The 24,167-nt window shown below is 63.3% G+C and carries 23 protein-coding genes and 2 pseudogenes; 11 read left to right on the top strand and 14 right to left on the bottom strand.

The features are described from left to right. Positions 1-13 precede the first annotated feature (13 nt). The 4 genes from NCS28_RS30985 to NCS28_RS31000 are packed head-to-tail and all read right to left on the bottom strand — an operon-like array spanning position 14 to position 4,298. A complete protein-coding gene (locus tag NCS28_RS30985; protein WP_250517608.1) occupies positions 14-1,636 on the bottom strand; it encodes a rhodanese-like domain-containing protein in 1,623 nt (540 codons plus the stop codon). A 6-nt stretch (positions 1,637-1,642) separates the two neighbouring features. Beyond that, positions 1,643-2,833 carry a cystathionine beta-lyase gene (gene metC / locus NCS28_RS30990; protein WP_250517609.1) on the bottom strand — a complete coding sequence of 397 codons (1,191 nt, stop codon included), beginning with the start codon at positions 2,831-2,833 and terminating at the stop codon, positions 1,643-1,645. Then, on the bottom strand, positions 2,833-3,459 hold the full coding sequence (locus tag NCS28_RS30995; RefSeq protein ID WP_250517637.1) for a cysteine dioxygenase family protein: 627 nt from the start codon (positions 3,457-3,459) through the stop codon (positions 2,833-2,835). Before NCS28_RS30995 ends, metC begins: the two co-directional genes overlap by 1 nt. Beyond that, on the bottom strand, positions 3,453-4,298 hold the full coding sequence (locus tag NCS28_RS31000) for an amino acid ABC transporter ATP-binding protein (RefSeq protein WP_250517638.1): 846 nt from the start codon (positions 4,296-4,298) through the stop codon (positions 3,453-3,455). Before NCS28_RS31000 ends, NCS28_RS30995 begins: the two co-directional genes overlap by 7 nt. Positions 4,299-4,576: 278 nt before the next feature. Here NCS28_RS31000 and NCS28_RS31005 point away from each other — a divergent pair, with 278 nt between their 5' ends. The 4 genes and pseudogenes from NCS28_RS31005 (at position 4,577) to NCS28_RS31020 (ending at position 7,982) form a co-directional block, all read left to right on the top strand. Next, positions 4,577-5,374, top strand: a complete 798-nt coding sequence (locus tag NCS28_RS31005; protein WP_250517639.1) for a transporter substrate-binding domain-containing protein — start codon at positions 4,577-4,579, stop codon at positions 5,372-5,374. Further along, positions 5,332-6,104 (top strand): annotated as a pseudogene (locus tag NCS28_RS31010) (ABC transporter permease subunit). Before NCS28_RS31005 ends, NCS28_RS31010 begins: the two are co-directional and overlap by 43 nt. After that, positions 6,091-6,900 carry an amino acid ABC transporter permease gene (locus NCS28_RS31015; RefSeq protein WP_250517610.1) on the top strand — a complete coding sequence of 270 codons (810 nt, stop codon included), beginning with the start codon at positions 6,091-6,093 and terminating at the stop codon, positions 6,898-6,900. Before NCS28_RS31010 ends, NCS28_RS31015 begins: the two are co-directional and overlap by 14 nt. Before the next feature lie 500 nt (positions 6,901-7,400). Then, a complete protein-coding gene (locus tag NCS28_RS31020) occupies positions 7,401-7,982 on the top strand; it encodes a hypothetical protein (protein ID WP_250517611.1) in 582 nt (193 codons plus the stop codon). A 67-nt stretch (positions 7,983-8,049) separates the two neighbouring features. Here NCS28_RS31020 and NCS28_RS31025 read toward each other — a convergent pair whose 3' ends face one another. The 3 genes from NCS28_RS31025 to NCS28_RS31035 form a co-directional block, all read right to left on the bottom strand. Continuing rightward, the gene (locus NCS28_RS31025; RefSeq protein ID WP_250517612.1) at positions 8,050-8,268 is read right to left on the bottom strand and encodes a hypothetical protein; all 219 of its coding nucleotides are present in this window, start codon (positions 8,266-8,268) and stop codon (positions 8,050-8,052) included. Positions 8,269-8,526: 258 nt separating this feature from the next. Further along, positions 8,527-10,431, bottom strand: coding sequence for a bifunctional diguanylate cyclase/phosphodiesterase (locus NCS28_RS31030; protein ID WP_250517613.1), 1,905 nt, complete (start codon positions 10,429-10,431; stop codon positions 8,527-8,529). Positions 10,432-10,549: 118 nt separating this feature from the next. Beyond that, on the bottom strand, positions 10,550-11,392 hold the full coding sequence (locus NCS28_RS31035) for an EamA family transporter (RefSeq protein ID WP_250517614.1): 843 nt from the start codon (positions 11,390-11,392) through the stop codon (positions 10,550-10,552). 104 nt (positions 11,393-11,496) lie between these two features. Here NCS28_RS31035 and gcvA point away from each other — a divergent pair, with 104 nt between their 5' ends. The 3 genes from gcvA (at position 11,497) to NCS28_RS31050 (ending at position 13,878) form a co-directional block, all read left to right on the top strand. Continuing rightward, complete coding sequence (gene gcvA / locus NCS28_RS31040; RefSeq protein WP_250517615.1) at positions 11,497-12,405, top strand: transcriptional regulator GcvA; 909 nt, start codon at positions 11,497-11,499, stop codon at positions 12,403-12,405. Between the two features lie 54 nt (positions 12,406-12,459). Beyond that, positions 12,460-13,449, top strand: coding sequence for a porin (locus NCS28_RS31045; protein ID WP_250517616.1), 990 nt, complete (start codon positions 12,460-12,462; stop codon positions 13,447-13,449). An 81-nt stretch (positions 13,450-13,530) separates the two neighbouring features. Beyond that, positions 13,531-13,878 (top strand): DUF3140 domain-containing protein, encoded by a 348-nt coding sequence (locus tag NCS28_RS31050; RefSeq protein WP_250517617.1) that lies wholly within the window; start codon positions 13,531-13,533, stop codon positions 13,876-13,878. Positions 13,879-13,881: 3 nt separating this feature from the next. Here NCS28_RS31050 and NCS28_RS31055 read toward each other — a convergent pair whose 3' ends face one another. Both NCS28_RS31055 and NCS28_RS31060 read right to left on the bottom strand, forming a co-directional pair. Continuing rightward, positions 13,882-14,838 (bottom strand): quinone oxidoreductase family protein, encoded by a 957-nt coding sequence (locus tag NCS28_RS31055; protein WP_250517618.1) that lies wholly within the window; start codon positions 14,836-14,838, stop codon positions 13,882-13,884. Positions 14,839-14,860: 22 nt separating this feature from the next. Continuing rightward, positions 14,861-15,112: a hypothetical protein gene (locus NCS28_RS31060; RefSeq protein WP_250517619.1), complete on the bottom strand. Its 252-nt coding sequence runs from the start codon at positions 15,110-15,112 to the stop codon at positions 14,861-14,863. Between the two features lie 97 nt (positions 15,113-15,209). Here NCS28_RS31060 and NCS28_RS31065 point away from each other — a divergent pair, with 97 nt between their 5' ends. Continuing rightward, entirely contained in the window at positions 15,210-16,001 is a 792-nt protein-coding gene (locus NCS28_RS31065; RefSeq protein ID WP_250517620.1) for an AraC family transcriptional regulator, read from the top strand. Between the two features lie 17 nt (positions 16,002-16,018). Further along, entirely contained in the window at positions 16,019-17,182 is a 1,164-nt protein-coding gene (locus NCS28_RS31070) for a phytanoyl-CoA dioxygenase family protein (RefSeq protein WP_250517621.1), read from the top strand. A 14-nt stretch (positions 17,183-17,196) separates the two neighbouring features. Here the strand turns inward: NCS28_RS31070 and NCS28_RS31075 are convergent, their stop codons facing one another. From NCS28_RS31075 to NCS28_RS31095, 5 genes are read right to left on the bottom strand one after another with little or no spacing between them, the layout of a single operon-like run. Then, positions 17,197-17,919 carry a FadR/GntR family transcriptional regulator gene (locus NCS28_RS31075; protein ID WP_250517622.1) on the bottom strand — a complete coding sequence of 241 codons (723 nt, stop codon included), beginning with the start codon at positions 17,917-17,919 and terminating at the stop codon, positions 17,197-17,199. Positions 17,920-17,921: 2 nt separating this feature from the next. Next, the gene (yjfF, locus tag NCS28_RS31080; RefSeq protein ID WP_250517623.1) at positions 17,922-18,944 is read right to left on the bottom strand and encodes a galactofuranose ABC transporter, permease protein YjfF; all 1,023 of its coding nucleotides are present in this window, start codon (positions 18,942-18,944) and stop codon (positions 17,922-17,924) included. After that, positions 18,941-19,999: an ABC transporter permease gene (locus NCS28_RS31085; protein WP_250517624.1), complete on the bottom strand. Its 1,059-nt coding sequence runs from the start codon at positions 19,997-19,999 to the stop codon at positions 18,941-18,943. Before NCS28_RS31085 ends, yjfF begins: the two co-directional genes overlap by 4 nt. Then, the gene (locus tag NCS28_RS31090) at positions 19,992-21,512 is read right to left on the bottom strand and encodes a sugar ABC transporter ATP-binding protein (RefSeq protein WP_250517625.1); all 1,521 of its coding nucleotides are present in this window, start codon (positions 21,510-21,512) and stop codon (positions 19,992-19,994) included. Before NCS28_RS31090 ends, NCS28_RS31085 begins: the two co-directional genes overlap by 8 nt. A 6-nt stretch (positions 21,513-21,518) precedes the next feature. Continuing rightward, a complete protein-coding gene (locus NCS28_RS31095; RefSeq protein ID WP_250517626.1) occupies positions 21,519-22,478 on the bottom strand; it encodes an ABC transporter substrate-binding protein in 960 nt (319 codons plus the stop codon). Positions 22,479-22,873: 395 nt separating this feature from the next. On the opposite strand from NCS28_RS31095, the pseudogene NCS28_RS31100 reads away from it, so the two are divergent. Together NCS28_RS31100 and NCS28_RS31105 are read left to right on the top strand one after the other, a co-directional pair. Beyond that, a pseudogene (locus tag NCS28_RS31100) lies at positions 22,874-23,135 on the top strand (response regulator transcription factor); the annotation flags it as partial. A 299-nt stretch (positions 23,136-23,434) separates the two neighbouring features. Beyond that, positions 23,435-24,163 carry a response regulator gene (locus NCS28_RS31105; RefSeq protein ID WP_250517627.1) on the top strand — a complete coding sequence of 243 codons (729 nt, stop codon included), beginning with the start codon at positions 23,435-23,437 and terminating at the stop codon, positions 24,161-24,163. The last annotated feature ends 4 nt before the right edge of the window (positions 24,164-24,167 follow it).

Consider the following 24,167-nt stretch of genomic DNA (forward strand, 5'->3'; position numbering starts at 1 on the left):
CTTTTGATGTTCGTTATGACTGCGCGAGCAATGCCGCTTCACCAATGCGAAACGCGCCCAGTTCGTCGGCGTCGCATTGCGCGATGAGGCCGGTCTCCCACGCGAGATAGGCGCGCGCCGCATCGAGATTGCCTTCGTGACGATCGTGCACGAAGAAGAGAAAGTCGATACGTTCATCACGCGCGATCTGCACTGCGCTGCGATCCACTGCGTGCGGCCACGCGTCGATGCCGAGCGCCGCGACCGCCACATGCGCGAAGCCCGCGTCACGCAGATCGTTGGCGACGAGTTTCGCGGCGTCGCGCGCGTTCGGATCGGTGAAGAGCACGACGGGCGTTTCGAGCGTCGCGTGTGCGTCACGCAAGGTATCGAAGACACGCGGACGAATCGTCCAGCGCGAATGCGCGGGCCGCGCGTGTTGATGCGCGGCGCTCGAACGCAGATCGAGCACGATGGCGTCGTCTCTAACCGCCTCTTCATCGCGCGCGGCGGGTGCATGTATATGCGCGCGCGAGGTCCAGCGCGCCGCGATATCCGCATCGACAGTCGCGGCATCGAAGCCCAGTTGCACGAGCCAATGCGCGACGACCGGCGCGCGGATGCCGTCATGATCGACGAGCAACAGACGCGCATGCCGCACGGCCACGCTCTGATCGGTTGCCTGCACGAGTTGTCCGCCGGGCGCGTGCTGCGCGAATGGCAGACCGTCGCGGGCGTATTCCTCGGGCGTGCGCACGTCGAGCAGATACGTGGTGCGTGTGGCGTCGTCGAGCCAAGCGCGGGCGGCGTGGTCATCGAGCGCGGCGATGCCGAAGCGTTGCGCGAGCGCTTGAGCACGCGCACGCGCGTCGTCGACGGACGATGGTGCATCGGCATGGCTGCGCGTGCTGCCGTGTTCGAGCGCGAGACCCGCGAGCGTCCATCCTTGCGTGCCGTTTTCGAGCGCGAACACATCGCGTCGGATGCCCAGATTGCGCAACGTCTGCGCGCCGATGATGCTGCGCGTGCGCCCCGCGCAATGAATCACGATGGTCGTGTCTGGCGAGCCCGCGAATGCGTCGATATGCGCGGCGAGTTCACCGTTCGGTACGCAGACCGCGCCCGGTATCGCCATCTTGCGATGCTCTTCGCGCGTGCGTCCGTCGATGAGCGCGATTGGACAACCGCCGCGTTCCGTGCGCCATCGCTGCAACTGCGCGGCGCTCACATGCGGCGTGCCGTATTCGCGTTCGACCAGCTCGCCGAAGGTCTTCGACGGCACGTTGACGCCGCGAAAAAGCGTATAACCCGCGCGTTGCCATGCAGGCGCGCCGCCTTCGAGTATCGCGATGTCGCCATAGCCGAGTTGCCGAAGACGCGCCGCCGCACGCAGCGCGACGCTCGCATGCGCATAGCCTTCGCCTTCCGCGACGAAGCCATCGTCGAGCAATACGATGCGCACGCTTAAGCGCGGCAACAGACGCGGCGCATCGACTTCGAGCCGGCTGAAAGGCAAGGGCGTCGCGAAGAACGGATGTCCTTCGCCGAATTGCCCGGCTTCGCGCACGTCGAGCAGCGCGAGCTCGCGGCCGTCGTTGAGCCAGTTGCGCAGCGTGGGTGCGTCGATGAAGCGAAAAGCGTCGAGGGCGAGGGACATGGATGGTCAGGTACGAATGAGACGAAAGGCGCGGCGCAGATCGTCGATGAGATCGGACGGATCTTCGAGACCGGCATGCAGCCGCACGACGGGCGTATCGTTGCGGAAGTAACTATGTGCGCGCAGCCGCGATGCCGGCGCGACCAGTGCAAGGCTTTCGAAGCCGCCCCACGACGCGCCTTGCGAGAAGAGACGCAACGTATCGACGAACGCGCGTGCATGCGATGCATCGTGAAGCGGCGTGAAGGCGAACGACACGAGCCCGTTCGCGCCGCGAAAATCGCGCTGCCATAGCGCATGACCCGGATCGTCCGGCAACGCGGGATGAAACACGCGCGCGACGGCCTGCTCGCTTTGCAGATATTCGGCGATCGCGAGCGCATGACGCGCATGTTGCGCGAGCCGCACGCCGAGGGTCCGGATGCCACGCAGCGCGAGATAGGCATCGTCCGCGCCGACGGACAAGCCGAGCGCTTCGTGCGTGTCGCGCAGGCGATGCGCGAGCGCGGCGTCGTTCGTGCTCAGCGCGCCTTGCATGAGATCCGAATGACCGCCGATGTATTTGGTCGTCGCCTGGATAGACACATGCGCACCGTGCGCGAGCGGTCGATGCAGCCAGCCCGCGCTCCATGTATTGTCCGCAGCGAGGACGATTCCGTGCTCGCGTGCAAACGCGCCGAATGCGGGCAGATCGATGATCTCGTACAGAAACGAACCCGGCGATTCCACGTAGACGAGCCGCGTGTTCGCGCGCAACGCATCGCGCGGCGGTCCGTCCTGCCCGGCGAAGTAAGTCGCTTCGATGCCGAGCCGCGCGAGCAGCGGTTCGATGCGCTCACGCACCGGACCGTACACGCTGTCCTGAATCAGCACGTGATCGCCCGGCGTGAGCAACGACAGAAAAACGAGCGTGATCGCCGACATGCCCGACGGCGCGAGCAGTGTATGCGCCGCGCCTTCCAGTTCGCCGATGGCCGCTTCCAGCGCGCGATGCGTCGCGGTGCCGTGGCGTCCATACGTCGCGACATTTCCGCCGTCATGACGCAGCCGATGCAGCCGCTCATACTCCGCGCTCGATTCGAAGCGCACGGTGCTCGTGCGCACGACGGGCACGTTGACGGGCGCGGCGCCATCGTCGAAGGTGCCGAGGCCCGTGCGCAAGACGCGCGTTGACAGGGCGTGCGCGCGCTCGTCCATCAGCCGACCGCCTGTGTCTGCCGATGCAGATGCGTCTGGTTGTAGCGCACGATTCTGCCGTCCTCGAAACCGAGCCGCCCCGACAGCGTTTCGAGCGGCCGGCCATAGAGATGGAAATGCAGCGTCGGTTGCGCGCCCGTCACGTGGATGCTGTGAATGTCGTCGGGCAGAAACGCGATCGGCGTGCCGGGTTCGACGATCACTTCGCGATCGACTTCGATCGTCGCGCGCTCGTCGTCGCGGCGATCGTCGGTGCGTTTGTAGACGCGGTTCACTTCGCTGCCCTCCACCGCGACGATCACGGCCCACGTATCGTGGTTATGCGCGATCGTGGTCTTGCCCGGCAGGAGCGAGTTCAGATAGAGCGCGATGCCGTCGCTGCCGGGATTGAGTCGATAGCGCGTCGAGGTATCGCCGCTCGCTGCATCGGGCGGCGGGAAGTCATCGCGTGAAAAAAGCTCGGGACGTGCCGCGAGCGTTTCGAGCGCGGACGCGATGTGCGCGAGGGCATCGCGCGTGAGTCCGTCGCGTTCGAGAATCGCATGCGTGTCTGCGACGAGCGAATCGATGCGTTCGCGCCGTTCGTCGGATAGCGTGGTCGATGAGGTGGAAGTCTGGGTCACGATGGAATCGATGCGAGTTTCAGGGATGAGCGCGCGCGTCGCGTGCGGCTCTGGGTGCTATCGAGAAAGCGGCGCGTGCGCTCGTCGCGCGGCGCATGGAAAATCTGCTCGGGCGATCCTTCCTCGACGATCACGCCGCCTTCGGTGTACGCGACGCGATCGCTGATGTCTTCGGCGAAGCGCATTTCGTGCGTGACGAGCACGCATGTCAGCCCTTCATCGACGAGTTCGCCGATCACATTGAGCACTTCGCCGACGGTTTGCGGATCGAGCGCGGACGTCACTTCGTCGAAAAGAATCAGTTCGGGGCGCATCGCGAGCGCGCGTGCAATCGCAACGCGCTGCTGCTGTCCGCCCGACAATTCGCCGGGGTACGCATGGGCCTTGTCGGCGAGCCGGACTTTTGCGAGCAACGCATGCGCCGTATGCTCGGCTTCGGCGCGGCTCGCGCCGAGCACACGCATCGGCGCGATGGTGAGATTCTCCAGCGCGTTCAAATGCGGGAAGAGGTTGTATTGCTGGAACACGAAGCCGATGCGCTTGCGCAACGCGATCTTCTCGTCATCGCGTTTCAGGCTCGCGACATCGACGCCATTCACGCGCACTTCGCCGCGCTCGGGCGCAATCAGACCGTTGATGCAGCGCAGTATCGTGGATTTGCCCGATCCCGAAGGCCCGATGATCGACACGGCCTGATTGCGCCGCACGATCAGATCGATGCCGCGCAGCACGGCGGCATCGCCATACGACAGATGAACGTTGCGCAACGTGACGAGCGCTTCTGCGTCGTGGCCGGACGGCGGCGCGCCTGACAATGCGGCGCGTCCATGAACGAGGGACATCATGGGGCGATCTTCACTGCAAAAAGGAATGCTCATTCTAGAAACGCGCCGGTCCTTTTCGAACGAAGCAATCGTCACAAGGTTATTCGCGCACGCACGATGCTTTTTTCTTTTCGCATGCTTTGCAAAGCAGATCAGATTGGTTCCCCGCGCGCGTGTCCTTGCGTACGCTGGCGTGTCCTTTCACTACGACAGCATTCGAGGCTTCGATGCCATTCGCCGTTCATCTTCGTTCGCTTCTTCGAACCACCCGCCGATACGCATTGCCCGGCGCGCTGATGCTCGCGGGCATGGGCGCAGCTCATGCCGATGCGACGCTCGACAAGATCAACTCGCGCCATGAGCTCGTCGTCGGCGTGATGATCACGGGGGGACCGTTCGGCTCCATCGATCCGGCCACGCAAAAACTGCGCGGCTTCAACGTGGATCTCGCGCAGGAACTGGCGAAGCGTCTCAATGTCGGCGTGCAACTCGTGTCGGTGCAGCCTTCGACGCGCGTGCAGTTCCTTCAGCAAGGCAAGGTCGATATTCTCGTGGCCAACATGGAGTACACGGAACAGCGCGGCGAGATCCTCGATCATGTCGCGACGCCGTACTATCAAGTCGGCGGCACGGCGATCACATCGAATACGAGCGGCATTACGCGATGGGAGGACTTGCGCGGCAAGCCCGTATGTATTTCGCAGGGCAGCAGTTATATCAAGCCGGTCGTTGAGCGTTACGGCGCGATTCCGCGCGCATTCCCCGGCGCGGCGGAATCGCTGCTCGCGCTGAAAGGCGGCAACTGCGTGGCCGCGGTGCACGATGCCGCGCCGCTGCTTTATCCGTTGCAGGCGCGCGATCCGGAGTGGCGCAACTATCGCACCTTGCAGCCCGAGTTGATTCCGTCGCCTTCGGTGATCTGGGTGCGGCAGGGCGAGAAGGACATCGCGGCGCGGCTCGATCCGATCGTGCGCGACTGGCATCGCACGGGATGGCTCATCGATGTCGAAGCGAGGAACGGTCTCACGCCGGCGTCGCCCGCGCTCGCGCAATGGCACACGCAGTATTCGTCGACGGCGGTGTCGTCGAAGTGAATGCGTTCATCGAAAGGGTCGCGCATGCCGGGCTCGATTACCGCTTCCTGCTCGATCATTACGACCGCACGTCGTTCGTCGATGGCATCGGGTTGAGCGTCGGCATCGTTGCAGCGACGCTCGCGGGCAGTGCGCTTAGCGGCGTGGTGCTTCTCGTCGCATTGCGTTCGCGCAGTGCGCTTATCGCGGGCGTCGCGCGTGGCGTGATCGAACTGACGCGCAACACACCGACCATCGTGCAGTTGTATTGCGCGTTTCTCGTGCTCAACACGCTGATCACGCAAACGCTGCATGCGCATGGCGCGAACAATCCTCTCAAGCCGTTCCTGTGGGTCGTGATCGTGCTCTCGATCAACAAGGGCGCGTTCCATGCGGAAGCATTGCGTGCGGGCCTCGATGCATTGCCGCGCGAAACGCTCGAAGCGCGGAATCGCTCGGCTTCTCGCGGCGCGAGCGTTTCCGGAGCGTCGAGTTGCCGCTCGCGTTGCGCACGGCGTTGCCCGCGCTCGTCAACAATGCGGTGGAGTTGGTGAAGGCGTCGGCGATTGCATCGGCGATTGCGGTCGGCGACATCACGTATCAGTCGATCATGATCTGGACGCAGCGCGACAACGTGCTCGCGTTGATGCTGCTCATTCTTCTGTTCTTCTATGCGCTCACGGCGCTCGTCAACGTGTCGGGCCGCTGGATCGAGCGAAGGCTTTCGGTGCCCGGTTATGGTCAGCGCTAGATTCGACGTTCGCGGCCGTTTCGGCTCGGGCGCGTATGCATCGGCAACGATCGTCGTCGCGGCGACGGCGCTCTGGATGCTCGCGCCGCGCGATATCTCCGGCGCACAATTGCTCGCATTGTTCTTGCGCTGGCTGCCTTCGCTGATGCGCGGCTTCGCGGTGAACGTGGGCGTGAGCATCGGCGCGCTTGCGTTCGGCACATCGATCGGATTGATCGTCGGTGCGCTTGCCTTGCGAAGCGCAATGGCGGCGCGCTTCGCGCGGCTCTGGATTCAGGCGTTCCGCAACGCGCCGTGGCTCGTGCTGATTTTCTTCACGACATATGTGTTCCCTTTCGAGTTCACGATAGCGGGCCACGTCGTCCCCTTTCCCGACTGGCTCAAGGTGATCGCGGCGCTCGCTCTGCCTGCAAGCGCGAATATCGCCGAAGTGTTTCGCGGCGCGGTGCAATCGATTCCTTCGACGCAGTGGGACGCCGCCGGCTCGCTCGCGATGTCGCGCAGACAAATACTCTTGCTCATCGTGCTGCCGCAATGCGTGCGCCGCATGTTGCCGCCGTGGATGAACGTGTACGCGATCATCACGATGGGCACCGCGCTGTCGTCACTCGTCGGCATACATGACGTGCTCGATACCGCGCAGATCGCGAGCACGACGGTCGCGCATTCGAGCTTCACCGTGCTCATGTACATGAGCGCGCTCGCGTTGTTCTTCGCGTATTGCTATCCGGTCACGCTCGCCACGCGTGCGATTGAGCGGCGCATGCAAAGCGGACGCATCGTGAATAAAGCCTGATTCACCTGATGAATGAACGCTTAAACGATGCGTTTTGTTTGTTCTTCCGAAACGTTGCCCGGTATGCTACGGTGATTCGTATGTATTACTTGCGACCGGGCGATCGCTGATTGTCGATCGGCCTTCCGAACTGATTCGGACGGAGTGTGACAATGGACCAGCGGGCGGCATGCTCGTCGCTATATCTCGTCATCTGCCCCCGATGTGAAAGTCTTTCATCCGTAGAAGAAAGCGCATGCCCGTTCTGCGGCGCGGACCGGCACGGGGCGGTGTTGACGAAGGGCGCGGAAACAGCGCTGCGGGCGGTCGAGGCGGCGCGCGGCGTAACGCGTCATTTTCAGGAGCCGAACGAGATCGCGCGCGTGCGATGGTCCGTGCGTCCGCGCCGGCGTGAACCGCGTTTGCCCGCGCCTGCGTCCGCGTCCGCGTCTGCATCGGTCAGCGCGGCTGCCGTGCTCGAATCGCATCGCGCATCGAATTCGATATTGGCCACCGTCGCTATGGGCGCCGTCGTGATCGGGGCGTGTTTCCTGATACGCGCTTATTTCGAGCAGCATCCGTCGACGCCGCGTGCAGGGGCGTTGCCTGTTGCGGTTGCAGGCAGCGTCGCGCTGGCAGCGCCGAAGAAGGTCGATGTGCCGCCGCAGCGTGTCGTCGAGGCTCCGCCTCCGCCTCCGCCTCCGGCGAATCCTTCTGTCGAAACGGCTTCACCGATCATGGCGGTGGCCGCGTCGAGCGAGGATCACGACACTCGCAAAGTCGTCGCCCCCGAACGTTCGGTCGTAAAGAAACGTCCGGCGGCGCGTGCACAACATACGAGTAAAGCCGCTATCAAGCCTGCTTCCAAACAAGCCGCCGCATGTACGCATAAGACGAGTCGTGCTTGCAACGAGCCGCCGCAACGGCGCGTGACTGTCGCGGAGACGAAGCATCGGCGATCGAACAAAGCACCGAATCCTGCTCCGGTCGCGCGAGCAAAAACTGGAACGAGGGAGTTTCAGAAGGTCTCGGCGATTCCTTCACCGGTGAAACCGGCCATGACCGCAGACGGAAGCTGGAAGCCGAGTAAAACGAAGAATTAACGGAACCGTATCGTCGTAAGAAAGACGGGTGCGCTTCGCGCAGAGCGCGAAGCGCGTTTCTGAGGCTTTATTTTGCGGGTTGCCAGTGATCGTCGACGGTCTTGTCCGTCACACGCACGGTCGCGACCATGGGCGAATAACCGCGCAGCTTGATTTCATCGACGGCGAGTCGCTCCGAGCGATAGACCTGCTGCGTGATCTTCGTGCCGTCATGGAATTCGAGCGTGTAGCCGTCGATCGGCCCCCACTGGCCCTTGGGCATCGGTTCGATATAGACATTCTGCATTGCGTTACTCCAGCGTGATTGGAAAGCACTGGGCGGTTCGCATTGGCGAACGTCACCTCTTGTATAAGAGGTTATCGAAGAAACAGCGGAAGGCGGGCGCTGAGCGTCCTGCCTCGAACAATAAAAAATCGAAACGAATCAGTGCATTAGGCGCGCAGTCTCATGATGAGAAAGCCCATCCTCCGATGTGCAACCGCGTCGTGCTGCCATGCAACGTAAATTTTCGGGAAACGGTCCTCAATCCCGTATCGTGAAAAATCAATGGCGATAGTCGTTGATCGCGGACACGGCCACATCCGCCGGAACGGGCGCGAAACGGAACCCGTTGCGCCCCTTGCGCTTGGCTTCGTACATTGCGCGATCCGCGTCGCCGAGGATCGCTTCCGCGGACGTGTCGAAGCCGCCGGCGCATATCGCGATGCCCACGCTCGTCCCCAGCAGCGCCTCGGCGTAACCAAGCTCGAACGGCCGGCCGATCGCGCGGCAGATGTCCTGCGCGATGCGGCTGCACGCGCTCGCCGATGAAACGCCTCGCGCGAGCAGCACGAATTCGTCGCCGGCGAGGCGGCAGACGAGATCGCCGGCACGCGTGGTCTTCTTCAGGCGCGCGGCCACTTGTCTGAGGAGTGCGTCGCCGGCATCGTGACCGTGTTGATCGTTGATGCTCTTGAAGCCGTCGAGGTCCATGAAGAAGAGCGCGAAGGGCACGTGTTCGTTGCGGGCCGCATCGATGCAAAGCGCGAGCTGCTCGGCCAGTGCGCGGCGGTTGGGCAGGCCCGTCAATGCATCGAGCATCACTTCGGAGCGCATCTGGTTCTCGCGCCGCTTCGTCTCGGTGATGTCCTGCGACATGATGTAGAAGCCGCCGACATCGTCTCGCTGAAACTCGGGGATATATGTCGCGTTCCAGATGCGGCCGGGCGCGCCTTCGTACACGATGTCCTCGTGCGTGACGCGTTCGCCCGCGAGCACGCGGCGGAAGTAGGGCAGGCAACGCTCGAACGTCGCCGCGCCGATCGTGTCGCGAACGCTCTTGCCGCGCAACGCGGCCGGCTCGACGCCGAACACCTCGCGATACACCTGGTTGTTGAAGCGGTAACGCAGATCGGCATCGACATGCGCGATCAGCACCGGCAAGTTGTCCGTGATCGTCTGCAATGCGGCGCGGCTGCCGGTGAGCTCACAAGTGCGTTCGAGCACGCGGCGTTCGAGCTCCTGTCGATAATCGCGCAACACCTGTTCGCTGTGCTTGCGGCTCGTGATGTCGTGCATCACGCTCACGAAGTGCAGCGGCAGGCCGCGATCGTCGCGAATCAGCGCGACGGAAAGCTCGATCCACACCAGATCGCCGTCGCGGCGCCGATAGCGCTTCTCGAGCGTATAGGTTTTTCTGGCGCCATCGAGCAGTTCAGCGACGAGTTGCAGATCCGCGGGAAGGTCCGCTTCCTCGGTGATCTGCTGGAAGGTCATCGTGACGAGTTCGTCGGCGCTATAGCCGGTGATGTCGCATAGCTTCGGATTGACTTCAATGAAGCGGCCGTTCAGATCGACGATTGCCTTGCCCGTTGGCGTCTGTTGAAAGATCGTATGAAAACGCGACTCGGACAGACGCAGCTTGCGACGGTCCGCTTCCTGAAGCTCGCGCGTCTCGCGCGCGGCTTCGCGCTGGACGATCTCGCGCTCGACGGTGGCCGCGAGATCGCACAACGCGGCTTGCAGAGACGCGCTCAGCGTGCGTGGCTTCGTGTCGATGGCGCATAGCGTGCCGAGCACCAGGCCATGCGACGAGCGCAGCGGCACGCCCGCATAGAAGCGGATATGCGGCGCGCCCGTCACGAGCGGATTGCCCGCGAAGCGCGCGTCGCCGTGCGTATCCTCGACGAGCAGCAGGCGCTCGGAATGCAGCGCGTGCGCACAGAAGGACACGTCGCGCGCGGTTTCGCAGACATCCAGCCCGACGCGCGATTTGAACCACTGCCGCTGTTCATCGACGAGCGATACCAGCGCGATCGGCACCTGCAACAGCTCGGCGACGACGCGCGTCACACGGTCGAAGACTTCTTCATGCGCGGTGTCGAGCAATTCGAGGCTGCGCAGCAACTGGAGCCGCTTCGCTTCTTCGGCGGGCAAAGGCGCCGCGTGCCATTCGTGTACGGGTTGCAAGGTTCTTCTCGATTCTTATCGGTAACGTGCCCAATACCACGATGAGCAATGTATCGAACCATCCGCAATCCCGATTCGTCGATCAAAGGCAGGCTTGTGCCTCAGTTCGACGCATGCTTCAAAGACCCAGGCACACTGCTCCGCCCGCGACGACCACGCATGCGAGCCAGCGTTTCGCGCTGACCGGCTCGTGCAGAAACACGCGCCCGATGAGCGCAGCGAACACGACGCTCGTCTCGCGCAACGCGGATACGGCGCCCATGGCGCCGGACTGCATCGCCCAGATCACGATGCCGTAGGCGGCGATCGACACGAGTCCGCCTGCGAGCGACGAGCCCACGGCCATCGGCGCTTCTCTCACTGGCGTCCAGAGCGCAGGAAGCCCGCGCTTCGCGACGAAGATCACCGGCATGAGCCAATAGAACATGAACATCCACGCGGTATAGGTGAACGCTTGGCCGTCGGAGAGGCGCACGCCGATGCCGTCGATCACCGTATAGATCGCAATGGTCACGCCGGTCGTGAACGCGGCGAGCGCGCCCGCGCGGGATACGCGGCCGCCCTGCAACGCGAGCGCCATGATGCCGCCCGATATCAGCACGATCCCGAACACATGCAGCAAGCCGATGCCTTCGTGCGCGAAGAGCGCCGCGCCGAGCGTGACGAGCATTGGCGATGATCCGCGCGCGATCGGATAAGCCTGCGCAAGATCGCCGCGACGATACGAGCGCACGAGGCTCACGTTATAGACGATATGCACGAGCCCCGAAGCCACGATATACGGCCACGCGGCTTTCGCGGGCATCGGCAGATAGACGATGACGAGCGCCGACACGACGCCGATGGCAATGCTCATCCATGTCATCGAAAGGAAGCGGTCGCGATTGCCATGAAGCATCGCGTTCCAGCTCGCGTGGAGCACGGCTGCGAAGAGAACGACACCGCCGGTGTAGGTGAACATGCGCTTTATGTCGTTTATATGACGGATGATTGATAGAGTAACTATCTTGTACGCAGCCTACAAACCATATAAATTGCAGAGTCGTGTTAGAAAATCTCTTTTGAATGAGACCGATATTGCCTTCGCTCAACGCGTTGCGCGCCTTCGAGGCGGCGGGGCGGCTCGGCAGCTTCAAGGACGCCGCTGTGGAACTGCATGTGACGCACGGCGCGATCAGCCAGCAAGTGCGCCTGCTCGAAGTGTGGCTCGGCGCGTCGCTGTTCGAGCGCCATAACCGGCGCGTCGTGCTCACGCCCGCAGCGCGCGCTTATCTCGCGGAGATCGGTCCGTTGTTCGATCAGCTTGCGCAAGCCACCGCGCGATATGGCTTGTCGGAGACCGTATCGCGAACGCTGAGCGTGAATGCGCCCGCGACGTTCACCTTGCGCTGGCTCGTGCCGAGGCTCGAAAAATTCCGCGTGCGTCATCCCGATGTCGAAGTGAGGATAGAGACATCGAACGAGCCGGTGGAGCGATTGAAGGACGCTCACGACATCGTGATTCGCGGCGGCCCGGACACGTTTTACGGCTACGTAATGCGGCCGTTTCTCGAAGAGGCGCGCTTGCCCGTGTGCAGTCCGGCACTGCTGCGACGCGTGCCGCTGCGAACGCCCGAAGACATGCGTCGGCATACCTTGCTGCATACGTCGAGCTTGCCGCGTGTCTGGCCCGACTGGCTCGCGCAGGCGCAGCTATCCACGCTGACGCCCGCGGCGGTGCTGACTTTCGATCACTTCTATCTGACCTTGCAGGCGGCTGTCGATGGTATGGGCATCGCAATGGGCCCGACCGCGCTCGTCGCCGACGATCTCGCCACGGGCCGGCTCGTCGCGCCGTTCGATGGTCCGCGCTTGCCGTCGCGAAGTTACTGCACCTATATCGCCGATGAAAAAGCCGGCGACGATCTGATCGTGCTGTTTCGCTCATGGCTGGAGGACGAAGGCCAGGCGTTCGCGAACGCGCACGAAGTGTGAATGGATGAGCGAAGATTCATGCGTTTAACGAAGACTTTCATTCGATTGCTGGCCATGTCGATGTTATGCGGCATCGGCGTATCGGCGGCGCACGCGCAGAGCGCCGTGACTTTATACGGCACTATCGATACGAGCATCGAAGTGACGAACCCCGGCTCGTCGTGGACGCCGCGCATGGATTCGGGCGCGTATCGCGGCTCGCGTTTCGGCTTGCGCGGTTACGAGCAACTGAGCGCCGATACGCGCCTGCTCTTCGATCTCGAAAGCGGCTTCAGCTCGGCGGACGGCAGCTTCGCGACCGCCAACACGATCTTCAACCGGCAGGCGTGGATCGGCCTCGGCGCGCCGTGGGGCGAGTTGCGCATGGGCCGCCAATATTCGCCGATCTATATCCCGTTCAAGGGCGGCCTGGATGCTTTCGGCGCGGGCACGACCGCATCGGGTCTCAACAATCTGTCGAAGATCACGCCTTATACGGATAACGGCATTGCGTATCTGTCGCCCGATATTCACGGATTCACGACGACGCTCATGGTCGCGTTGCGCGATAGCGGCGACGGCAACGGGCTATCCGGCAACTACGAAACCTTTGCGTATCACAACGGGCCGTTGCGCGTGTCGTACGCGCATCAGCAGACGGAGGGCAACGCCGGTCTGCGCGCGAATCTCGGCGGCATGTCGTATCGCATCGGCAAGACGACGGCCTTCGTGTCGTACTTCAATGGCGATGGCGGCACGCCGCGCTATCACAGCGACGGTCTTTCGGTATCTATGCGCTATGCGATGACGCCACGCCTGCGCGCGTCGCTCGGTTATGCATACGCACGAGATCGCTCGGGCGGCGACAACGACGCGGACCAGTTCAGCGTCGCGTGCGAATACGATGTTTCGCCTAAGGTGCTGCTCTATGCGAGCGGCGCGATGCTGCGCAATCATGGCGACGCGACATTCACGCTGCGCGGCGTGAATGTCGTCGGGATTCCGGCGGCTTATCCCGGCGCGCCGATACGCGGCGTGCAGGTCGGCATGATCGACCGGTTCTGATGCTCCAGCGCGCATCGCTCGGCGTGGCGTGATGCTTGCTATTCCGTTCGCACGGACATTGCTCGATGAAGGAGGCAGCGTATGACGACGAAACCTGGACAATCGACAGACGACGATGCCGCGACGTATGACGCTTTCAAGGAACTCGTCAACATGACACCGTCGCGAATAGAGAAGTGGCTTGCAACCGACGAGTCGCGCGAAGTCGGTCAGAAGAACGGCGGCGGCGAGTCGGTCGGGCACAAGTCGGGGCGGCATATCATCGATATTCTCGGCAAGAAGAAAGCCGATCTGAGCGACGACGATTACGCGCACATGCGCAAGGTGATCGGCTATATCAAGCGGCACCTCGCGCAACGTCCGCATGACGTCGAACATTCTCACTGGCGTTACTCGCTGATGAACTGGGGCCACGATCCGTTGAAGTGAGCTTCAGTCGACGACGAACACGCTGCGCAGTTTGCCGCCGTCATCGTCCCAATGCTCGACGAGTTGCGAAAGCGGCACGGCTTTCGTATCGACATGCAGGCCGCCCATTGCGGCCGCTTCCAGCACGGCCTGCGCCGCCGCGAGCAATCTATCCAACGCGATGCTGCCGAGGCCGCTTCCCAGCAGCGTGATCGCATTCGCGCGCAGCACGGCAGCAGGCAGACCGATCTCGCCGCCGCTGATCGAGCCGATTTGCACGAAGCGCAACGCGCGCTGTTCCTGCGATGCACGCGCCGCCGCGATCAGCAACGCGCGCGCGCTCGTTCCCCACAGATAATCGAGCACGACGTCGATGCCGCCGGCGAATGCGGCTTCGAACGCGCGGTTCATCGCGGCTTCGTCGTCGCCGAGTGCGATGGTTTCATCGGCGCCCATTGTGTGCAGCTTGTCGAGCACGGTCCGATTGCGTCCCGTCGCGATGACCTTTGCCGCGCCGAGCTGCTTCGCGACCTGCACCGCGAGTTGCCCCGACGCGCCCGTTGCGCCGTTGATCAGCACCGTCTCGCCGGCGACGAAACGCGCGCGTTCGGTCAGCGCCGCCCACGACGACATGCCGGGAATCGCGATGGCCGCGGCGGTGACGTCGTCGAGCGCATCGGGCAACGCGATGCAGCGCTCGGGCGCGACGAGCGTGCGTTCGGCCATCGCGCCGAAGGGCGCGACGGGCGCGAAGAAATACACGCGCTCGCCGCTGTCGAGACGCCCGACGCCATCCACGCCCGCGACGAACGGATACGTATTCGACGACGAATAATGCTGTCCCGATGCCTTGGCGCGCGCCAACTGGCTCAGTGCTGACGCGCTCACCTGCACGATGCGATGACCACCGGATGCAACGGGTTCGTCGAAGTTCGTATGGACGGGTTTCTGTGCCGGCTGGCTGACGACGGCTGCTTTCATCGGATCACCTGTGAGTTGAATATCATCGAGCGTCGATCCATGCGCGCAATGCGGGATCGCGGATGTCGAGCACATCGAAAAGGCCGAGCGCGCGCAGTGCGGGCAGCGCATCCGAGATGTCGCGTTGCGCCGTCGCGCGCGCTTCGCTGCTCGAGTGCGCATCGGTCCAGACGCGCGCGTTGACGAGAAATGCGCCGACCGTGCCTTTGCGCACGGTCGTGCCGTTCAGCTCGGCGTGGTCGGCATGATCGGGAAGGAGATCGCTGGCTCGCATTGTTCGTGGCTCCATGTTTGAATCGAACGAAGCCAGTCTAGCCGTGCGCAACCGGCCGGTCTCCGGTATAAAGGTCAATCGATACCGCAATCCGGCCATGCATAAACCGATCATCCGCGCGGACCTCGTCACGTCGCACGAAGGCCCGTTTCTCGCCGCAGCCGAACTCACGCAAAGCGAGCCGCGCGAGATGTCGCCGCACAGTCACGCGCGGGGGCAATTGATGGGCGCGTTGAGCGGACTGGTGTCGATCGGCGTCGATGCGCAACAGTGGGTCGTGCCCGCGATTCATGCGATCTGGATACCGCCGCATCGCGTGCATTCGGTGCGTTCTTACGGGCCGTTCTCGGGATGGAGCGTGTTCGTCGCCGAGGCGCGATGCGCGACGCTGCCGATCGAACCGCGCGCCATTCGCACGACGCCGCTGCTGCGCGAGGCCGTGCATCGCGCGGCGACGTGGCCAGGCGTGGCGCTCGATGCATCGCAGTCGCGCATCGCGGAAGTCATCGTCGACGAACTCGCCGCCGCGCCTGTCGAGCCGCTGCATTTGCAGCGCCCGCTCGATCCGGCGCTCGCGAAGATCACCGATGCACTTGCGAACGATCTCTCCGATAACCGGCGCTTCGAGGAATGGGCGGCATGGGCGGGCGTGTCGCCGCGCACGATGAGCCGCCGCTTCGTCGCGGATACGGGGCTGACGTTCGCGCAGTGGCGTCAGCAGGCGCGCATGCTTCGCGCACTGGAACGCGTCGCCGATGGCATCCCCGTCACGACGATCGCGCTCGAACTCGGCTATGGCAACATCAGCGCGTTCATCGACGTATTCCGCAAGACTTTCGGCACGACGCCAGGCCGTTATATGGCGACGCGCATCACGCGCTATGCTTGAGGTAACCGGAGCGAGACATGAACGAGACGAACTGGTACACGGAGAACGGCTGCTCGCTCGACGAATTTGCGAGCCTGCTGAAGCGCGATGTCGAGAAGAAGCCGGCGTTCGCGTCGGATAGTCGGCGCGGGATTCCGCTCTACGATTGCAACGCGCTCGCCGACGTACTGCGCGATACGTCGAAGCTCATGACGTTGCAGGCCGAATGGGCGACCGTCCTGCGCGACGGCGCGGGCGTGTTCGTGCTGAAGCATGCGTATGCGGACACCGGTCCCGTCGACGAAGCCACCGCGATTTTCGAATCCATCATCGAAAAAGAGCGGGCGCAAGGCGCGGGCGCGGGCGATCACTTCGCGAAGGCCGGCGCGAACGATCGCATCTGGAACGCGCAGGAAAAGCTCTGTCTGCTGGCGCCTCGCGTCTTCGCGCGCTACTTTGCGAATCCGTTTATCGAGTGTGCCGCGCGAGCGTGGCTCGGTCCCGGTTTCCAGATGACTTCGCAAGTGAACGTCGTGCGTCCGGGCGGCGACGCGCAACAGGCGCATCGCGACTATCACCTCGGATTCCAGACCGCGGATGAAGTGCGGCGCTATCCGGCGCATGTCCATGCGATGTCGCCGTTTCTTACGCTGCAAGGCGCGGTCGCGCACAGCGACATGTCCGTCGAAAGCGGTCCGACGAAACTGCTGCCGTTCTCGCAACGTTACGCGCAAGGTTATCTCGCGTGGCGTCGCGCGGACTTTCGCGAGCACTTCGAAGCGCACTACGTGCAACTGCCGCTCGAAAAAGGCGACGCGCTTTTCTTCAGCCCCGCGCTCTTTCATGCGGCGGGCGCGAACCGCACGCGCGACGTGCAGCGCATGGCGAATCTGCTGCAGGTTTCATCGGCATATGGCCGCGCGATGGAAACGCTCGATCGCGCGCGCATGTGCGAAGCGGTCTTTCCGGTGCTGCTCGATTACAAGTCGACGGGACGAATGAACGATGCCGAGCTGGATGCGGTCATCGCATCGTGCGCGGAAGGTTATGCGTTCCCGACGAATCTGGATCGCGATCCACCCATCGGCGGTCTTGCGCCAAAGAGCCAGCAGGCGCTGCTTCGCCAGGCAATCGATGAAGCCTGGTCCGTCGATGCCTTCGACAAGGCGCTGAAAGACAACGCATGGCGTCGAAGCACATGAGGCACATGAGGCCGCTATTCCTGATACACCGCCGACAGCACGCTTTGCGCATCGGCGAGCGCGTTGTCGAGCTGCACGAGACTCGCATGACGCGCGCCGAGCGGATCATGATTTGCGATCGCGGTGAGAATCGCCTTGTGCCGCGGCAATGACAGCGCGTGCGTATCGGGATGACGGCTCGTCAGCTTGATCGACTCCGATAGCGCGAGCGTCAGCATGTGTCCGATGTACATCAGCATGTCGTTGTGCGTCGCCGTCAGGATCGCGCGATGAAACTCGAGATCGGGTGCGAGCAAAGCCTCGGGCGTAGGCGCGTGCGACATGCGCTCGAATGCATCGCGGATGCGCGCGACATCCTCCTCCGTCGCGTTCGATGCGGCGAGCGCAGCGGCGGCGGGCTCGACGATCCTGCGCACCACGAGCAGCGACTGAAAGAACTCGCCTTCCTGCACGCTGTTGATCGTCCAGAAGAGCACATCGGGATCGAGCGTGTGCCATTCGTCGCGCGGACGCACGACGCTGCCCAGACGCGGCTTCGACAACACGAGCCCTTTTGCGACCAGCACGCGCGTCGCCTCGCGCAATACGGGCCGGCTCACGCCATACGCTTCGCATAGCTTCGCCTCGGCGGGCAGACGATCGCCCGGCTGAAGCTTGCCGCTCACGATCTCGATGCCGAGCTCTTGCACGATGCGCGCGTGCATGCTCTTGCGGGGCTGTGGATGACGATAGTCCATAGTCAGCGCTTTGCCGCGCCGCGCTCACCGAACGCCCGCTGCGACAGACAGAACACGAGCAACAGCGCGCCGACCGCGATCTTCGTCCACCACGAACTGAGCGAGCCGTCGAACGAAATCAGCGTCTGAATGATGCCGAGCAACAGCACGCCGAAGAGCGTGCCGATCACATAGCCGACACCGCCTGTCAGCAACGTTCCGCCGATGACGGCGGAAGCGATCGCGTCGAGTTCGAGGCCCATCGCATGCAGGCCGTAGCCCGACAGCATGTAGAAGGTGAACAGCACGCCGCCGAGCGCGGAGCAGAAGCCCGATAGCGCATACGCGCCGATAGTCGCCGCGTTCACCGGCAAGCCCATCAGCAGCGCGGAATGCGGGTTGCCGCCGACTGCATAGATGGTGCGTCCGAACGGCGTGTAATGCGCGACGAACACGGCGGCGGCGAGCACGACGAGCGCGATCGCCGCGCCGAGCGATAACGACGCGCCGCTCATCACAGGTATGCGAATCTGCGAAACGGCTGCGTACCACGGGTTCGTGATGCTGATCGAATCGATGCTGATGACATAGCACAGCCCGCGCGCGAGAAACATCCCCGCAAGCGTGACGATGAACGGTTGCAGGCGAAAGCGCGCGATCAGCCAGCCCATCAGCGTGCCGAACGCGGTGCCCATCGCGAGCACGAGCGGAATCACCACGAGCGGATGCCAGCCCGCTTTCTCGACGAGCGCGGCGGAGACCATCGTCGTGAGCGCGATCACCGATCCCACCGACAGATCGATGCCGCCCGACAGAATCACGAAGGTCTCGCCCACCGCCACGACGATCAGAAACGCATTGTCGATGAGCAGATTGAGAAAAACCTGCGGCGAGAAAAAGCCGGTGTACATCACCGAGCCGAGTACGGATACGGCGATGAAGAGCGACACCGTCGCGGCGAGCGGAAGATAGCGGCTGCGCGATGTCTTCTGCGGCGGCGTATCGTCCTTGCGATGCCGCGTGAGCGTGGGCAGGCCCGAATTCATCGGCGCACCTCGCGGTTGGAGCGATCGGGGCGGCGCGCGAACTTCGCGACGGTCGCGCGGAATTCGCCCGATTGCAGCATCATCACCGCGAACACGACGATCGCCTTCACGACGAGATTCACCTCCGGCGGCACGCCGAGCGAATAGATCAGATACGTCAGCGTCTGAATGATGAGCGCGCCGATCACGCTGCCCGCGAGCGTGAAGCGCCCGCCGGTCAGCGCGGTGCCGCCGAGCGTGACGGCGAGGATCGCGTCGAGTTCGAGCAGCAGGCCAGCGTTGTTGCCGTCGGCGCTCTTCACGTTCGAGCTGATCAGAATGCCTGCGACGCCCGCGCACAATCCGCTGAACGCATACGCGCCGAGCGTGAGCCTGCGCGCCTGCACGCCCGCGACGCGCGCGGCGGTCGGATTGATGCCGATCGCCTGAAGGAACAGCCCGAGCGCGGTGCGTGTGATCGCAAGGTAGAGCAGCACGAACACGAGTGCGACGATCAGGATCGACACCGGCACGCCGAGCAGGTAACCGCCGCCGAAAAAGAAGTAGGGCGAGTAGTAGATCGTGATGATCTGGCCGCTCGTGATGAGCTGCGCGATGCCGCGTCCCGCGACCATGAGAATGAGCGTCGCGATGATCGGCTGCATGCCCGCGCGCGCGACGAGCAGGCCGTTCCATAGTCCGCACAGCAACGCGACGCCCAGCGCGGCCAAGATCACGACAGGCAACGGAAAGCGCGTGACGTTGCCTGCAACCGACCCGCCGATCGCCCATGCGGCCACCGCGCCCGCGATGGCGACGACCGCGCCCACGGAGATGTCGATGCCGCGTGTCGCGATCACGATGGTCATGCCGAGCGCGACGACCGCAAGCGGCGCGGCGCGATTGAGGATATCGACAAGGCTGCCGTACAGATGATGATCGCGCCATTCGACATGCAGGAAGCCCGGATTGAACGCCGCGTTCAATGCGAGCAGCAGCGCGAGCGTGACGATCGGCCAGCCGAGCCGATGCTCCATCGCCGAACGCAGCATTCCACGCCGCACGGTGTCATCCATGTTCGGCTCCGATCATTTCGCACACGGTGTCCTCGCTCGTGCCCGCCGGAAGCTCGCCGACCTTGCGGCGGTCGCGCAGCACGACGATGCGATTGGCAATACGCACGACCTCCGAGATCTCCGACGAGATGAAAAGCACCGCCATGCCCGTCGATGCAAGGCGAAGTATTTCGTCCATGATTTCCTGTTTCGCCGCGACGTCGATGCCGCGCGTGGGTTCGTCGAGAATCAGGAGACGCGGTTCGGTCGCGAGCCATCGGGCGATGAGCGCCTTTTGCTGATTGCCGCCGGACAGCAGGCCGATCGGCATGTCGAGCGTCGCGGCCTTGATGCCGAGCGCGCGCACGAAGCGTTCGGCGAGCGCGTTTTGTTCGGCGCGCGTGAGGCAGCGTCGCGCGCCCATTCGCGCCTGCAACGCGAGCGCGATGTTCTCTCGCAGCGACAACTCGGCGACGATGCCATCGGCCTTGCGCTCCTCCGGACAGAACGCGATGCCATGACGGATCGCCTGCGCGGGCGTCGCGAATGAAACAGGCGCGCCATCGATGCGCAGTTCGCCTTCGTCGGGCTTCTCCAAACCGAAGAGCAGTTTCGCAAGCTCGGTGCGCCCGGACCCGAGCAGGCCAGCTACGCCGATCACTTCGCCCGCGCGCACGCGCAGATCGAGCGGTTGCAACTGTCCTTTCTGACCGAGCCGCAGGGCATCGAGCAGGGCGTTATCGGCAGCGCTCGTCTCTGATTCTGCAGGCGGCGCCTGACGCGCCTGCGCGGCGGCAAGCTCGCGCCCGAGCATCGCCGCGATGAGCGCCTGCGTGCCGAGATCGCTCGCGCGCCATTCGCCCACGCGCCGGCTGTTGCGCAATACCGTGATGCGATCGGAGATCGCGTAGACCTGATTCAGAAAGTGCGTGACGAACAGAATGGCGAGACCTTGCTCGCGCAGGCGGCGCAGCACGTCGAAGAGGCGGCGCACTTCGTCGTCGTCGAGGCTGGAAGTCGGCTCGTCGAGAATCAATACTTTCGACGACAGCTTGAGCGCACGCGCGATCGCGACCATCTGCTGCACGGCGACCGAATAGCTCGTCAGCACGCGCGTTACGTCGATATCCAGACCGATGCGCGCGAGAAGCTCACGCGCTTGCCGGTTCGTCGCATCCCAGTCGATACGATAGCCGTGCAGCGCGCCGCGCCGTGGAAAGTAGCCCGCGAAGATGTTCTCCGCCACCGACAGATTCGGGCAGAGATTCACTTCTTGATAGACCGTGCTGATGCCGAGCTTCTGCGCTTCGAGCGGCGACTCGGGGCGAATCGCGCGGCCGTCGAGCAGGATCTCGCCGGCGTCGAGACTCACGACGCCGGTGAGCACCTTGATGAGCGTCGACTTGCCCGCGCCGTTCTGTCCCATCAGCGCGTGAACCTCGCCCGGATAGAGGGTAAGGTTCACGTCCTGCAGCGCATGCACGCCGGCAAAGCGCTTGTCGATGCCGCGCAACTCCAATACGGGCGATGTCATCGGCGGTCAGTATTTGCGATTGGGGAATTCCTTCGCCGCGACCTCCATCGGGAAGATGCTTTCCTGCGTAACGATGCGCTTGGGCACGGACTTGCCAGCCTTGACGTCCTTAACCACCGACATCAATTGCGGCCCGAGCAGCGGACTGCATTCGACGGATACGTTGAGCTTGCCCGCCATCATCGCCTCGAACGCGCCCTTCACGCCATCCACCGAAATGATGATGATGTCCTTGCCCGGCTTCATGCCGGCTTCCTCGATCGCCTGGATCGCGCCGATCGCCATGTCGTCGTTGTGCGCGTAGAGCACGTTGATCTTCTTGCCCTCGGCCTTGAGGAAGGCTTCCATCACTTCCTTGCCCTTCGCGCGCGTGAAGTCGCCGGTCTGCGAGCGGATGATCTTGAACTTCGGATCGGACTTGATGATTTCCTCGAAGCCCTTCTTGCGATCGATCGCGGGCGCGGAACCCACCGTCCCCTGCAATTCGACGATATTGATCGGCCCCGGATTGCCTTTCTCCTTCTCGACGAGCCACCGGCCCGCCTTGCGGCCTTCCTCGGTGAAGTCGGAGCCGATGAAGGTCACATAGAGCGTGTCGTCCTTGCTGCTGATCGCGCGGTCAGTGAGCACGACGGGAATCTTCGCGTTCTTCGCTTCGACGAGCACCGTGTCCCAGCCGGTTTCGACGACCGGCGAGAACGCGATCACATCGACCTTCTGCGCGATATACGAGCGAATCGCCTTGATCTGGTTTTCCTGCTTCTGCTGGGCGTCGGAGAATTTCAGGTCGATGCCGGCGTCCTTCGCGCTCGACTTGATCGACTCGGTGTTCGCGGTGCGCCATTCGCTTTCGGCGCCCACCTGCGCGAAGCCGAGCACGATGGGTTTCTGCGCGAAGGCGGGTAGCGGGAGCATGGCGCTCAAGGGCGCGGCGGCCATCGCGACTAACACGGTGCGGCGTTTCATGTCAGTGGTTCCTCCATTCGTTGGCTACTTATTCGACTTTGTTCGATTGGATTATGGAATAACCTGTTAATTCGTTATCCTATTCGTCTCTTAGCCATTCCGGTATTTGGGTTTTCATACTGATGAATCGACGGCGCCGAGATAGATTGACTATATGAAGCTCTTCGGCCACTTTTAATTCACGTTAACCCGCTTTTTATATCGAAACAGTCATACCATCTCGGGTCGTTCGCCGCATTGCGTTGCAATCCGCGACGGTCTTTCATCATCAAGGAGCGCGCAGCATGAACGTCACCGGCCCGAGCACGCAACACACGACGCAGGCGTCGTCGCGTACGCTGCCGATCAAGCGCAGCACCGATAACCCGACGGGGCTTGCGTCTTTATAGACGGCAGAAGTTTCCGTTCTGAGCGACGGCACGGACTTGAAGCGCCGCGTGCAGGCCGAGCGTCCCGCGATGATCTTGCTCGACGTGATGATGCCGGCAAGGACGGCATCAGCGCGCTGCGCGAACTGCGCAATGCCCGCGACGATATCCCTGTGATCTTGCTGACGGCGCGCCCGGATGTACTCGATCGCGCCATCGGGCTGGAGTTCGGTGCGGACGATTATCTCGGCAAGCCCTTCGATCGCGCGAGTTGCTTGCACGCATCCGCTGTGAAGATAGCCGCGAACGTGATCGCGCACGACGAGGTCGTCGTCGACCATCGGTACATGTGGTTTCATGCGCGGTTTCTAAGCGCAAGGCGGATGCCGTCGCGATGGCCGCGAACTTTCCATTTCTTTCCGTTACGGCGCGTTTCACCGCCGATGCCGGGCCGCACTCCTGCGTGCGGGGGTCTCCGGGAAATAGCACGCGCGTTCATCGCGTCCAGAATGCGTTCCGTAAACGTCCGTAATGTCGCGCCAAACGCACGACGCGCGATTGCGGATTAAGGCCGAATAGAATTTTGAGATGTCTACTTCGGTTCTCATCGTCGACGACGACCCTGCGGTGCGCGACCTGCTACGCCGCTTCTTCAACGCCCAAGGCATCGACGTTTCCGTGCTGCACGACGGCGGCGGGCTGCGTCGACGGCTCGCGCTCGAACGTCCGTCTATCGTCGTGCTCGACATCATGATGCCGGACATCGACGGCCTGCGTGCGCTGCGCGATCTGCGCGCGGCGGGTGAGGACATTCCCGTGATCTTCGTGACCGGCTGCGATAGCGTCCCGCAAAAAATCGCGGGGCTGCAATCGGGTGCGGACGACTACCTCGCGAAGCCTTTTGATCCGCGTGAACTGCTCGCGCGGATCGAGGCCGTGTTGAGACGCCGCGCGAGTGCGCCGAGCCGTCCCGAGCCCGCGCCGCGCGAACGTTTCGGACGCTTCGAAGTGGACTTCGTTACGCGCTCGCTGTCGAGCGGCGGCGAACGCATCGCGCTGCGCGACAGCGAATTCGCATTGCTCAAGGTGTTCATCAAACATCCGTACAAGGTGCTGTCGCGCGTGCTGATTCACGATCTGGTACATCGCGACGATCTGCCTTTCCGCGACCGCGGCCTCGATGTGCCGATCTGGCGTTTGCGCCGTCTCATCGAAGACGATCCGTCGCATCCGCGTCATGTGCAGACCGTGCGCGGGCAGGGCTACGTATTCGTTCCCGACACGGACGCTCCCGCTTCCGGCCGGACCGAGGCGTAACCAC

The sequence above is a fragment of the Caballeronia sp. INDeC2 genome, assembly GCF_023631325.1.
In the GTDB taxonomy this organism is placed as follows: Bacteria; Pseudomonadota; Gammaproteobacteria; order Burkholderiales; family Burkholderiaceae; genus Caballeronia.

Bases quoted from the DNA above. Each gene is read 5' to 3' on its own strand.
- NCS28_RS30985 (WP_250517608.1), bottom strand. From the start codon at position 1,636: ATGTCCCTCGCCCTCGACGCTTTTCGCTTCATCGACGCACCCACGCTG.
- metC (WP_250517609.1), bottom strand. From the start codon at position 2,833: ATGGACGAGCGCGCGCACGCCCTGTCAACGCGCGTCTTGCGCACGGGC.
- NCS28_RS31000 (WP_250517638.1), bottom strand. From the start codon at position 4,298: ATGTCCCTCGTTCATGGACGCGCCGCATTGTCAGGCGCGCCGCCGTCC.
- NCS28_RS31005 (WP_250517639.1), top strand. From the start codon at position 4,577: ATGCTCGCGGGCATGGGCGCAGCTCATGCCGATGCGACGCTCGACAAG.
- NCS28_RS31015 (WP_250517610.1), top strand. From the start codon at position 6,091: ATGGTCAGCGCTAGATTCGACGTTCGCGGCCGTTTCGGCTCGGGCGCG.
- NCS28_RS31020 (WP_250517611.1), top strand. From the start codon at position 7,401: ATGGGCGCCGTCGTGATCGGGGCGTGTTTCCTGATACGCGCTTATTTC.
- NCS28_RS31025 (WP_250517612.1), bottom strand. From the start codon at position 8,268: ATGCAGAATGTCTATATCGAACCGATGCCCAAGGGCCAGTGGGGGCCG.
- NCS28_RS31035 (WP_250517614.1), bottom strand. From the start codon at position 11,392: ATGTTCACCTACACCGGCGGTGTCGTTCTCTTCGCAGCCGTGCTCCAC.
- gcvA (WP_250517615.1), top strand. From the start codon at position 11,497: ATGAGACCGATATTGCCTTCGCTCAACGCGTTGCGCGCCTTCGAGGCG.
- NCS28_RS31045 (WP_250517616.1), top strand. From the start codon at position 12,460: ATGTCGATGTTATGCGGCATCGGCGTATCGGCGGCGCACGCGCAGAGC.
- NCS28_RS31050 (WP_250517617.1), top strand. From the start codon at position 13,531: ATGACGACGAAACCTGGACAATCGACAGACGACGATGCCGCGACGTAT.
- NCS28_RS31055 (WP_250517618.1), bottom strand. From the start codon at position 14,838: ATGAAAGCAGCCGTCGTCAGCCAGCCGGCACAGAAACCCGTCCATACG.
- NCS28_RS31060 (WP_250517619.1), bottom strand. From the start codon at position 15,112: ATGCGAGCCAGCGATCTCCTTCCCGATCATGCCGACCACGCCGAGCTG.
- NCS28_RS31065 (WP_250517620.1), top strand. From the start codon at position 15,210: ATGCATAAACCGATCATCCGCGCGGACCTCGTCACGTCGCACGAAGGC.
- NCS28_RS31070 (WP_250517621.1), top strand. From the start codon at position 16,019: ATGAACGAGACGAACTGGTACACGGAGAACGGCTGCTCGCTCGACGAA.
- NCS28_RS31075 (WP_250517622.1), bottom strand. From the start codon at position 17,919: ATGGACTATCGTCATCCACAGCCCCGCAAGAGCATGCACGCGCGCATC.
- yjfF (WP_250517623.1), bottom strand. From the start codon at position 18,944: ATGAATTCGGGCCTGCCCACGCTCACGCGGCATCGCAAGGACGATACG.
- NCS28_RS31085 (WP_250517624.1), bottom strand. From the start codon at position 19,999: ATGGATGACACCGTGCGGCGTGGAATGCTGCGTTCGGCGATGGAGCAT.
- NCS28_RS31090 (WP_250517625.1), bottom strand. From the start codon at position 21,512: ATGACATCGCCCGTATTGGAGTTGCGCGGCATCGACAAGCGCTTTGCC.
- NCS28_RS31095 (WP_250517626.1), bottom strand. From the start codon at position 22,478: ATGAAACGCCGCACCGTGTTAGTCGCGATGGCCGCCGCGCCCTTGAGC.
- NCS28_RS31105 (WP_250517627.1), top strand. From the start codon at position 23,435: ATGTCTACTTCGGTTCTCATCGTCGACGACGACCCTGCGGTGCGCGAC.